This window comes from Methylophaga nitratireducenticrescens (genome assembly GCF_000260985.4).
Classification (GTDB): domain Bacteria; phylum Pseudomonadota; class Gammaproteobacteria; order Nitrosococcales; family Methylophagaceae; genus Methylophaga; species Methylophaga nitratireducenticrescens.
On the sequence record NC_017857.3, the window covers coordinates 448,983 to 461,670 of the forward strand.

General features: G+C 46.4%; 8 protein-coding genes. All 8 read left to right on the plus strand.

Going from position 1 to position 12,688, the window contains the following annotated elements:
- Positions 1-501 precede the first annotated feature (501 nt).
- The 8 genes from Q7A_RS02065 to Q7A_RS02100 all read left to right on the plus strand — a co-directional run bounded on the left by Q7A_RS02065 (position 502) and on the right by Q7A_RS02100 (position 12,031).
- On the plus strand, positions 502-1,767 hold the full coding sequence (locus tag Q7A_RS02065; RefSeq protein ID WP_014705670.1) for an MFS transporter: 1,266 nt from the start codon (positions 502-504) through the stop codon (positions 1,765-1,767).
- 12 nt (positions 1,768-1,779) lie between these two features.
- On the plus strand, positions 1,780-3,390 hold the full coding sequence (locus Q7A_RS02070; protein WP_014705671.1) for an MFS transporter: 1,611 nt from the start codon (positions 1,780-1,782) through the stop codon (positions 3,388-3,390).
- Positions 3,391-3,430: 40 nt separating this feature from the next.
- On the plus strand, positions 3,431-7,186 hold the full coding sequence (locus tag Q7A_RS02075) for a nitrate reductase subunit alpha (RefSeq protein ID WP_014705672.1): 3,756 nt from the start codon (positions 3,431-3,433) through the stop codon (positions 7,184-7,186).
- A gap of 31 nt (positions 7,187-7,217) precedes the next feature.
- Positions 7,218-8,762 carry a nitrate reductase subunit beta gene (gene narH / locus Q7A_RS02080; protein ID WP_014705673.1) on the plus strand — a complete coding sequence of 515 codons (1,545 nt, stop codon included), beginning with the start codon at positions 7,218-7,220 and terminating at the stop codon, positions 8,760-8,762.
- Positions 8,763-8,771: 9 nt separating this feature from the next.
- Positions 8,772-9,305, plus strand: a complete 534-nt coding sequence (gene narJ / locus Q7A_RS02085; RefSeq protein WP_202971546.1) for a nitrate reductase molybdenum cofactor assembly chaperone — start codon at positions 8,772-8,774, stop codon at positions 9,303-9,305.
- Complete coding sequence (gene narI, locus Q7A_RS02090) at positions 9,305-10,000, plus strand: respiratory nitrate reductase subunit gamma (RefSeq protein ID WP_014705675.1); 696 nt, start codon at positions 9,305-9,307, stop codon at positions 9,998-10,000. The genes narJ and narI overlap by 1 nt, the downstream gene beginning before the upstream one ends.
- Before the next feature lie 16 nt (positions 10,001-10,016).
- Complete coding sequence (locus tag Q7A_RS02095; protein WP_014705676.1) at positions 10,017-10,703, plus strand: carbonic anhydrase; 687 nt, start codon at positions 10,017-10,019, stop codon at positions 10,701-10,703.
- Between the two features lie 68 nt (positions 10,704-10,771).
- Entirely contained in the window at positions 10,772-12,031 is a 1,260-nt protein-coding gene (locus Q7A_RS02100) for an alginate export family protein (protein ID WP_041354241.1), read from the plus strand.
- Positions 12,032-12,688 lie beyond the last annotated feature (657 nt).

Consider the following 12,688-nt stretch of genomic DNA (forward strand, 5'->3'; position numbering starts at 1 on the left):
GATAGTTGAGAACTAAGCCGCTGTTGAACCAGACGATAGATGATTGGGAATGAATCGTTATTGCCGTGCCGATAATGGCATAGGTTTGTTCATCTCTTGGAATAATCTGCATCCAGCTGCTTGATCTGTGGATGTATGGATTCCTGCGGCCTCCCCTCCGCCTTCGCAATGAAGTCCTTTTGTACGTTATGAATGTTTGCGGCGCCCCGCAGGGCGGTGATAACCCGTCGGAAAGTCTTTGGAGTCCGAGGGGCTCCATTATGTTCAAAGCGCTGTCTCACCAAGTGAAATAGCCGCTTGCCTGTGGATGAATATTTTAGGACCTATCCGGCATATATTGTTTTTGTCTGCGTTACAGCCATGTTTTATTTTACCGATTTTCAGGCAGTCCTAGTTCAAAAGAACTAGTTCTTTTAATTGCTAAACCTATGCTTCTGAGGAATATGCTCGATGCATGCATAAGCCTAAGATTGCACCATGTTCTAATCGTGGTGGTCTGTGATGATGAATCAACAATACAAAGCATGGTCAGTTGTTATTGCAAGCACGCTTTCTTTTACAGTGTGCTTCATGATCTGGATGATGTTTGCTGTTATAGGGATCCCTATTAAAGAAACCCTCGGACTTAATGAAACCGAGTTTGGCATATTGATTGCCACGCCGGTATTAACCGGGTCATTAATGCGGCTACCACTTGGCATGCTCACGGACAAGTTTGGTGGACGCATTGTTTTTTTCCTATTGATGCTCTCCACGGTCATACCCATCTGGTTGATCTCCTACTGCGCACAGTTTTGGCAATATTTGATTGTCGGTCTCTTTGTTGGCATGGCTGGTGGATCATTTACGGTAGGGATTGCTTACTGTGCTCATTGGTTTCCAAAGAATAAACAAGGATTGGCAATGGGGATTTTTGGCGCTGGTAATACGGGCGCTGCAGTCACCAAACTGGTTGCACCACTTATTGTCGTGGCATACGGCTGGATGATGGTGCCAAAGGTTTACGCAATTCTCATGTTGGTAACGGCCATCCTATTCTGGATTTTTACCTTTTCTGACCCTGAACATAAGGTCGCCAAAGCAATCACTATTCGAGAACAGTTAGCGGTACTCAAAGACCCTAGAGTCTGGAGATACAGTCAGTATTACTCAATCGTTTTTGGTGGCTATGTCGCCTTGGCATTGTGGATGACTAAATATTACATCACGGAATATGGTTTTGATTTAAAAACGGCTGCGTTGATGGCCGCCGCGTTCAGTATCCCGGGGGGGATTCTTAGAGCCTTGGGAGGGTATTTTTCAGATAAATTTGGTGCGCATACTGTGACCTGGTGGGTATTGTGGGTTTCGCTGGTATGCCTGTTCTTTCTGTCCTATCCACAAACTGAAATCAGCATTCTTACGGTAGATGGTTCAAAAAGTTTCCATCTCGGACTGAACGTACTCTTCTTCACCATCATCATGTTCACTTTGGGCATTGCTTTCGCCATAGGCAAGGCATCGGTATTCAAGTACATCTCTGACGATTATCCAGGCAATATCGGTGTGGTATCAGGTGTTGTTGGTCTTATGGGCGGCATGGGAGGCTTCCTACTTCCCGTCATGTTTGGCGCATTAGTCGACCTGACTGGTATCCGTTCATCCGTTTTTATGTTGATGTTCGGCATCATCTGGGTGTCATTGCTGTGGATGTACTGGACCGAGGTTCGCCCCACCAAACTTGGCAGCAATCAGCTGCCAAGCCAACCATTAAAAAGTCAATATTAAGGAGCCCATAAAGTGACTATCAATATTAAAAAGTGGGACGTTGAGGACCCGGAATTCTGGGAATCAACGGGTAAACGCGTCGCCTACCGTAACTTGTGGATTTCAATACCCTGTCTGTTATGTGGTTTTGCGGTATGGCTGATGTGGGGCATGATCAGTGTTCAGATGTTGAACCTTGGTTTCCCGTTCAGCAAAGAAGAATTATTCTCGTTGACGGCCATTTCCGGCCTGGCGGGGGCGACAATGCGCATTCCGTCTTCCTTTTTCATCCGTTTGGCCGGTGGACGGAATACGATTTTCCTGACAACAGCAATGCTGATTACCCCAGCCGTTGGTACAGGGATTGCCCTGCAGCATCCAGAATGGCCGCTGTGGGTGTTTCAGTTGCTGGCATTATGGTCAGGTGTCGGCGGTGGCAACTTTGCCAGTTCAATGAGTAACATCAGTACCTTCTTTCCTAAGCGTTTACAGGGAACTGCCCTGGGATTAAATGCTGGGCTCGGTAACTTTGGTGTAACAACCATGCAAATCCTGATCCCCCTGGTGATGACTGCCGGCGTTTTTGGGGCTATGGGTGGTGATCCGGTGGCGCTGGTCAAAGACAGTGGCTGGATTCTGGGCAAGATTGAAGCGGGCACCCCAACGTTTATTCAAAATGCTGGTTATGTGTGGCTTTTATTGCTGATCCCACTGGCAATTGCTAGCTGGTTTGGAATGAATAATCTGCTTTCAATTTCCTCTGATATTGGTGGTACGCTAGTTGCTTTTATCAAAATCACCTGGCTTTATACTCTGACCTTTATACCGACTATTGTCGGTCTGTACTTCTATCTGCCTGCACCGACGGGACTGGGTATTTTGAATATGTGGGTTGCTTTGCCATTGATCATGGTGAGTACGCTGCTGATGATGAAGCTGGCTGCCTTTGGCACCATGAAGGAAAACATCCAAAAACAGTTTGCGATCTTCAGTAATAAACATACATGGTCGATGACGGTTCTTTATGTACTGACTTTTGGTTCTTTCATCGGCTTTTCGATGGCATTGCCATTGTCGATCACCATCATCTTTGGTGAAAAGCATATCTATGATGTTGCCACCCAAACGTGGCTTCACGTCAGGAATCCGAATGCACCCTCTGCACTTACTTATGCCTGGATCGGGCCTTTTGTCGGAGCGTTGATTCGCCCGGTTGGTGGCTGGATCTCCGATAAGGTAGGCGGTTCCATTGTTACTCAGATGATCTCTGCAATCATGGTGCTGGCCTCAGCCTACGCAGGATTTGTAATGATGCAGGCGTATCAGTCGGCCACCCCTGAAATTTACTTTACTCAATTCCTGGTGGTGTTTGTCATCTTGTTCGCTGCAAGTGGCATAGGTAACGGTTCAACTTTCCGTAGTGTAGGGATGGTTTTTGATCGGGTACAAGCAGGACCAGTACTGGGTTGGACATCAGCAGTTGCTGCTTATGGTGCCTTTATCGCCCCGGCAATCATTAATCAACAGATCCAGGCCGGCACGCCACAAATTGCCATGTATGGTTTCGCGGGATTCTATGCATTGTGTTTGGTATTGAACTGGTGGTTCTATCTGCGCCCCGGCGCTGAAATAAAGAACCCTTAAAAGCCACCCTGAAATAACGATTTTAATTGGAGCAAACAATATGAGTCATTTTCTAGACCGCTTGAATTTCTTCGACAAGGTCAAAGAGACCTTCTCCAACGGCCATGGCATCGTCACTAACGAAGATCGCCAATGGGAAAGCGCTTATCGCCATCGTTGGCAACATGACAAGATCGTGCGTTCTACGCACGGTGTTAACTGTACAGGAGGCTGTAGCTGGAAGATTTTCGTTAAAAACGGCTTGGTGTCATTCGAAATGCAGCAGACCGATTATCCACGGACCCGAGAAGATCTACCTGATCATGAACCACGTGGTTGCCAACGTGGCGCTTCCTTCTCGTGGTATCTCTATAGCCCACATCGTATCAAGCATCCGATGATTCGTGGCCGTTTACTTGATTTGTATCGGGCTGAACGTAAAACAGGTAAAGATCCGGTAGAAGCCTGGGCTGCGATTCAAGCTGATGAACAGAAACGCAAGCAATATACTGCGGTGCGTGGGTTAGGCGGTTTTGTCCGTACTGATTGGGATGAAATCACAGAAATCGTCGCGGCTGCTAACGTCTACACCATCAAGAAATGGGGACCAGACCGTATTTACGGTTTTTCTCCTATCCCTGCCATGTCGATGATTTCTTATGCTGCCGGCGCACGTTACCTGTCAATGATTGGTGCCGCATGTGGCTCATTTTATGACTGGTATTGCGATTTGCCTGCTGCTTCTCCACAAACGTGGGGTGAACAAACTGACGTACCGGAATCGGCTGATTGGTATAACTCAACTTATATCATCATCACCGGTGCCAACTTACCAATGACCCGTACACCGGATGCGCATTTTGCTTCTGAAGTTCGTTATAAAGGGGCCAAAATTGTAGCCATGGCACCTGACTATGCCGAATTCTGTAAGTTCTCAGACTTGTGGATGCCGATCCGTCAGGGTACTGATTCCGCGGCATTTCTGGCAATGGGCCATGTGGCGTTAAAAGAGTACTACATCGATAAGCAGGATCCTTATTTCCAAGAATACGCTCAGAAATATACCGATCTGCCAATGCAAGTCATGCTTCGCAAGCACGGCGATGCGTATGTTTCAGATCGCTTCCTGCGTGCCTCCGATTTCGATAATGCTTTAGGAGAGACAAATAATCCGGATTGGAAAACCATCGTTTATGATGAAGTCAAAAAAGCGTTTGTTGCTCCTAACGGTTCTATCGGTTTCCGCTGGGGTGAGGACGGTAAATGGAACCTGTTAGCGAAGAATGCCGCAACTCAGGAAGACATTGTTGCCGAACTGAGCTGCATCGATAACTTGGATAGTGTGGTTTCGGTTGGCTTTCCGCATTTCAACCTGGGAGAAGATGAACTGCTGTTTCGCAATGTGCCAGTACGCAAGGTTAAGCTTGCCAACGGCGAGGAAGCATTAGTTACTTCTGTTTTCGATATGCAGGTGGCGCAGTACGGTATTGACCGGAAACTGGGTGGCGGTAATGTTGCTCAATCTTATTCTGACGCTAATGTAGCCTATACCCCGGCATGGGCTGAAAAGGTAACTGGTGTCAAAGCGGCTGATATCGAGCGTACAGGGCGTGAATTTGCCTATAACGCTTCCAAAACCAAAGGTAAATCCATGGTTATCATGGGAGCTGCCATTAATCACTGGTACCACAATGACCTGGCTTATCGTTCGATCATGAATCTGCTGCACATGTGTGGTTGTGTCGGTCAGTCAGGTGGTGGCTGGGCTCACTACGTAGGTCAGGAAAAACTGCGTCCGCAAGCTGGTTGGGCACCGATCGCCTTCGGAACGGATTGGAGCCGTCCTCCACGTCATATGAATTCTACCTCGTACTGGTATTTCCATACTGATCAATGGCGTTATGAAACGGTAAAAGCTGATGACTTGCTGTCTCCTGCTGGTAAAGGTAAGTACAAAGGTTATTCATTGGCCGACTATAACGTTGCCGCCTCACGTATGGGCTGGTTGCCAACTGCACCACACTGGAACGCGAATCCTCTTAAGTTAGTTGCAGATGCTGAAAAAGCCGGTGCAAAAGATGAAGCTGGAATCACTCAGCATATCGTTGACAGGCTTAAAACAGGTGAGCTGGATGTTTCGTTTGCCGATGTGGACAATCCGGTCAACTGGCCTCGTAACTTGATTGTCTGGCGTGGCAACCTTATCGGATCTTCCGCCAAAGGGCATGAGTATTTTCTTAAACATTTGCTTGGCGCACAGAATGGTGTGTTGCAGGAATCCGGTGCCGGTCGTGATAACAAAGAAGTGAAATGGCATGAAGAGGCTCCTACCGGTAAGCTGGATTTGATGGTGGACATAAACTTCCGCCTGAACTCTACCGGTGCGCATTCCGATATTATTCTGCCGACAGCGACCTGGTATGAAAAGAATGACCTCAACACGACGGACATGCATCCGTTTATTCACCCACTGTCAGAAGCGGTAAGTCCGGGCTGGCAATCAAAATCTGACTGGCAGATTTTTAAATCTATCGCCAAAACGTTCTCAGCACTGGCAGAAAAGCATTTGGGAACGGTCAAGGATATTGTCGCTCTGCCAATGCAACATGACTCCGCTGCTGAAATGGCTCAACCATTCGGTTATGTATCTGACTGGAAGAAAGAGGGACTGGAGCCTATCCCAGGTAAAACCATGCCAATTCTTAAAGTGGTAGAGCGTGACTATGCCAATACCTACCGGAAGTATATTGCTCTTGGTCCGTTAATGACCAAACTTGGAAACAATGTTAAAGGGATTGACTGGAACACTGATCAGGAATACGAAGAGTTAAAACAATACAACAAAACGGTTAAAGAACCGGGTATTTCCTTTGGGATGCCATCACTGGAAGAGGATATCTATGTCTGCGATGCGGTAATGCGCATGGCACCAGAAACAAACGGTGAAGTGGCACATAAATCCTGGTCTGCCTTGTCTGTTAAAACCGGTATTGACCATCACCATCTGTATGTTGGTCGTCATGAAGACAAGATTACCTTCAAAGATATTCAGTCTCAGCCGCGTAAGATTATTACGGCACCAACCTGGTCCGGCATTGAGTCAGAAACGGTATCTTACACCGCTGGTTACACCAATATTCATGAGCATATTCCGTTCCGGACCTTAACTGGCCGTGCTCATTTTTATCAGGATCATGAGTGGATGCTTGATTTCGGTGAAGGCTTCTGCGCTTATCGTGGACCGTTAGATATGAAGGCTCAGGAGGTTCTCCCAGATGCGGTCAGAGCCAAGCCTCACCTGGTGCTCTCATGGATCACGCCACATTCCAAATGGGGGATTCACTCCACCTATCAGGATAATCTGCGCATGCTGACGTTATTCAGAGGCGGACCATACGTTTGGGTATCAGAGACTGATGCACAGTCAATCGGGCTCGAAGACAATGACTGGGTTGAAGCGGTTAACGGCAACGGCGCCACGATGGCTCGTGTCGTAGTATCGCAGCGTGTCCCCCGTGGTATGGCGATGATGTATCACGCTCAGGAAAAGAACGTCAACGTACCGGGATCATCTTCCACTGGTAAACGCGGCGGTATCCTGAACTCCGTCACCCGCGTCATTATTAAACCAACCAATATGATCGGTGGTTATGCACAGCTCTCGTACAGCTTTAATTATTACGGGACAGTGGGTTGCCAGCGTGATGAACAGGTGGTTCTGCATAAGATTGCGGATAAAGATATTGACTGGTTAGAACGTCCGCTGACAGCGGAGCGGGAAGAACAACGTAACCCAATAGGGGTCGGTAAACGCTAAGCGTTCCGGTCAGAATTATTAGGAGAATCACATGAAAGTACGCGCACAATTCGCTTTTGTTTTTAACTTGGACAAATGCATTGGTTGCCATACCTGCTCAGTAACCTGCAAGAATGTCTGGACCAATCGTAAAGGTGTTGAATATGCCTGGTTTAATAACGTTGAATCCAAACCAGGTATTGGTTATCCCAAGCAATGGGAAGATCAAGGAAAATGGAAAGGTGGCTGGGAGCTTAAAAAAGGCAAGCTGGAGCTTAAATCTGGTACCCGCGCATCCAAGCTTAAGAATATTTTTGCTAACCCTGATTTGCCCGAAATTGATGACTACTATGAGCCATTCAGTTTTGACTATGCACATCTGAAAAATGCTCCCCTGTCTGAGGCTGCGCCGACCGCACGACCTATCTCACAGATAACGGGCAAGTCGATGGAAAAAATCACTTGGGGACCAAACTGGGAAGACGATCTGGCCGGCGAGTATGCCAAGCGCAGCGAAGATCAGAACATGAATAACATCCAAAAAGAGATGTATGGACAGTTTGAAAATACGTTCCACATGTATCTGCCACGTATTTGTAATCACTGTCTTAATCCGGCCTGCGTTGCCTCATGCCCTTCCGGTTCGATGTACAAACGGGAAGAGGATGGCATCGTTCTGGTAGATCAGGACAAATGTCGCGGATGGCGGATGTGTGTCAGTTCGTGTCCGTATAAAAAAGTGTTTTACAACTGGGAATCAGGAAAAGCGGAAAAATGTGTCGGTTGTTACCCACGCGTAGAATCTGGAATGCCGACAATTTGTTCCGAATCCTGTGTCGGTCGTATCCGTTACAACGGCATCATGCTCTACGATGCTGACCGCATTGAAGAGTTGGCAAGCGTAACGGATGAAGAAGATTTGTATGAAGCACAATGTCGCATCTTCCTCGATCCGAACGACCCAGAAGTCATTGCAGCAGCACGTGCAGAAGGCATTAACGAGGATTGGATAGAAGCTGCACGTAAATCACCAATCTGGAAAATGGCCATGGATTGGAAGATCGCTTTCCCTATCCATCCGGAATTCCGTACGCTGCCGATGGTTTGGTATGTACCACCATTGTCACCAGTACAGTCACAGCTTGATCAGGGAAATCTGCCTGTCGGGCCTGACGGTGCCATTCCACTAGCAGGTTCTATGCGCTTGCCAGTTCAATATCTGGCTAATCTGCTCACCGCAGGTAAAACAGAGCCAGTCGAAAGTTCGCTCAATCGTCTTATTGCGATGCGTCGTTATCATCGTTCAGTTCATGTGGAAGGTGAAGCAGATACCCGGGCGTTGGAAGCGGCTGGTATTACCGAAGAAACGGCGAAAGAAATGTACCGTTATCTGGCGATTGCCAATTACGAAGACCGTTTCGTTATTCCTACTGGCCATACAGAAGAAACGCTGGATGATGCTTTTGGCTTCCAGGGACAGAATGGCTTTACTTTCGGCAATGATACTTCCGCCGGTGTCAGCAAGATCACGTTGTTTCCACGTCGTCGTAAAGAAACAGTGGAATCCAAAGAGCTGGCACCTCCAGCGGATGAGTAACAGGAGAATATGATGCAAATATATAAATTACTGTCGGTACTGCTGGAATATCCAAGCCAGGAATTGATCGATAACTTACCGGAAATAAAACAACGACTGGAGCAGAGTGACGATCTCGAAGATGATGAACTTGAGAAACTGCACGGGTTTAATGACTATCTTGCCAGTAAGTCATTGACTGAACTGCAAGAAGATTACGTGCAAACATTTGATATGACGGCAGAACATAGTCTTCATCTATCACATCATCTATTTGGCGATGACAAAAACCGTGGGCCGGCACTGATCGACTTGGGTGAGTTGTACAAAGATTATGGCGTGGAAGTTGTGACCAATGAATTGCCTGATTATCTGCCACTCACTCTGGAGTTTGCTGCCCAACTGGAAGATAACGAAGCGATGGTCTTCCTGTCGGATGCTAAAAAAATACTGACGATCTTGACCGAAAATTTGGAAAAAGCCAGTAGCCCATACGCGGCACTACTATCCATAGTGGGAAGTCGCGCCACTTTAACGCGCTTAACTGCCCAAGGAGTATCATAATGAGTCTGCACAATTTTCTCTATGGAGTTTATCCGTATATTGCTTTGAGTTTGTTTTTGTTCGGTAGTCTTATGCGGTTTGACCGTGAGCAATACACATGGAAAAGTGATTCCAGCCAATTGTTATCAAAGAAAAATCTGCGACTAGGCAGTAATTTATTCCATATCGGCATTATTGCCATTTTCTTTGGACATGCGGTCGGGTTGTTAACACCACATAGTGTTTTCACGGCAATCGGAGTCTCCGATATGGCCCATCAGATGATTGCAATCTGGGCCGGATCAATTTTTGGGACTTTATGTTTGATTGGTGGTGCAATGCTGTGGATCCGCCGTATGTTTAATCCACGTGTCTCAGCTGCAAGCCGTGGCTCAGATAAGTTTGTGCTGAGCTGGATCATGGTTACCCTGATCATTGGAATGTCAACTATTCCAGTATCGATTGGTCATGCTAATGCTGGCGATCCGGGCGTGATGATTGCTCTGGCTGAATGGGTGCAAAGTATCGTTTATTTGCGACCTGAACCAGCTTTACTGATGGGTGTGGACACCATTTTCAAAGTACACCTGTTTTTCGGTATGACAGTATTTCTGGTGTTCCCGTTTACCCGTTTGGTACATATCTGGAGTGCGCCAATTGGTTACTTAGCAAGACCGTATCAAATTGTTCGCAGTAAACGTAAGTTTAAGTCTTGATATAAAAGGCAGTCATATGCGAGATGTTGGAAAGTTTCTTCAGGGATTTAGACGGTTCCAGCAACATTATCTGGGAGAGCAGCACGCACTGTTTGATCAACTGCTTACAGAAGGTCAACGTCCGCGAGCTCTGATGATTGCTTGTTGTGATTCTCGCTGTGATCCGGCATTGCTTACGGATTGTGAGCCTGGTGATATGTTTGTGGTACGGAATGTCGCCAATCTGGTGCCTCCCTATGATCAGGCCAGATTGTTTGCCGCTACAAGTTCTGCCATTGCTTTTGCCGTTAGCAGTCTTGAAGTAGAGCATGTCATCATTATGGGACATGCGCATTGTGGTGGTATTCAGGCATTAATGACACACAAAACGCCTGAGAATGATGAATCGAAATTGATTTCACAGTGGATTGGAATTGCCGAATCAGCTCGTGAGCAGGTGTTGCAACAATTGCCCAATAAAACGCCTGAGGTTCAGGCGCATGCCTGCGAGCAGGCCTCAATACTGATCTCGCTGGAAAATCTCCGGTCGTACCCATGGATTAGCAAACGTGTAGAGCTGGGCAAACTGGCTTTACACGGTTGGTATTTCGATATGGATAAAGGTGAATTACTTCAGTATCAGCAAGAGAGTGGCAAGTTTGAAGTGCTTGTGGCAAATGGCGACAAAAGACCGATAAGCCCTTTTTCTAGCTCCAAAAGATAGCCCTTTATAGCAGCAAATACATGGGGGCAGGCCTTAACGTTGAAAATTCTTAAAGTAAGGATATCATCATGAACATACACTCCCGCCCATCGGCAATAACAATGCTGGCAAGTCTAATCAGTGTTTTATTTGTACCGCAGGCACAGGCAGAACAAGACAATCTTCTTGAAGCGATAACGGAAGGTAACGTCAGCTTTTCAGCACGTATGCGTTATGAGTCAGTAGAGCAGGACAATGCTTTGAAAGATGCCGATGCGCTGACGTTACGCACTACCTTGGGTTATAAAACAGGGGCTTTCCACGGTTTCAGTGGCTTTATTGAGTTTGAGGACGTGTCTGAAATTGGTTCAGACAATTTTAACAGTACAACCAATGACGAAACAGAGTATTCGGTTGTGGCCGATCCGGATAGTACCGAAGTTAATCAGGCTTATCTGTCATATAACGGTTTTGATACGGAAGTAAAAATTGGTCGCCAGGAAATCACCTATCGTGATGCACCTTTTCATCGTTTTATTGGTAACGTGCTATGGCGTCAAAATCATCAATCATTTGATGCTTTGAGCTTCAGTAATACCTCGCTGCCTGATACCAAAATCAGCTACGCTTACCTCAATAAAGTCCATACCATCTTTGGTCATGACCGTGATGCTGCCGCAATCTTTGTTAAAGATGGCGATGTCGATATGAACAGTCATTTGTTTAATATTCAATACAGTGGTCTGCCGATCGGCAGCCTGGAAGGTTATAGCTATCTACTGGATTATTCTGATGCACCAGATGACAATAAGTTTTCAACCGAAACCTACGGGTTACGGTTAAGTGGTGTGCAGGCTGTTAATGAAACAACAAAACTGATTTATAGCGCTGAATACGCAACCCAAGACGATTTTGCTGATGGTGAAATGGATCGGCAAGATTACTATCTGTTTGAACTGGGCGGTAAATATAAGGGCTGGCTGGCCAAAGTGTCTTATGAAATGCTGGAAGGTGATGGTACAGACAGCTTTCAAACACGTCTGGGCACCAACCACGCTTTCCAGGGCTGGGCTGATCAATTTTTGGCTACGCCCGATGTAGGCCTGGAAGATCTATTCTTTACGGTTACCGGCAGTGTTTTTGGTGCCAAATTGGTTGTGGTTTATCATGATTTTGAAACCGATAAAGGCAGTTTGGATGCCGGTAATGAACTCGACATTCTGTTAGAAAAAACCTTTAAAGAGCATTACACTTTAGGTGTGAAATATGCCGACTACAATGCCGATAAAGAATATGCATCATTGGTGGACACCGAAAAGTTCTGGGTTTATGGACAAGTTAAATTCTAATTTCTGTGCGGCGTAATTATAAAGTTGTAATGCATCTTGATTATAAAACGAGGGATTGTGGATCTTTTTAGATCCGCCTTTGTTATGGATAAAAAGGCACCACAGAGGCAGGAGGGGGCCATTTGCGAGTTACCTCCGTGTATTTCGCATCATCGGGATTTATGATCAAAACGTTTATTGCCATGGCTGGGTGGTCGCTCCTGTGTGGGCTTGAGCCCACAGCCCAGCCTTACACATCGTCAGAAAAGTTAAACACTGGAACAGTGTATGACCTGACGCTCCTGTAGTTACTCAACGAAATCACCGAACAAGGAGCTTACACATCCAGTTCACATCTGGATCTAGAGTAACAACTTCCACTCACAGTACAACGCCTAAACCGGCTCTGGGTAGACGCAACACTCTTCAGTGACATTGTTTTAAAAAATGGGTGGATAGGTCAGATTTGCCGATCCTTGTATTAGGGTACGTCTGCCCCAGATATTTTCAAGGTATCCGTCTTTTTGATGGCAAAAAAAGTCAACACTTTCTGTCGCTTTAAAGTCCTCCTATTTCAGTACATCAACCCCTGAAAAATGAAACTATCAATAGCACACCACAAACAATCTTGATCCAGATCAATTTTTATTTGGCTTAAGGAAAATCCTGAGGAAGAGC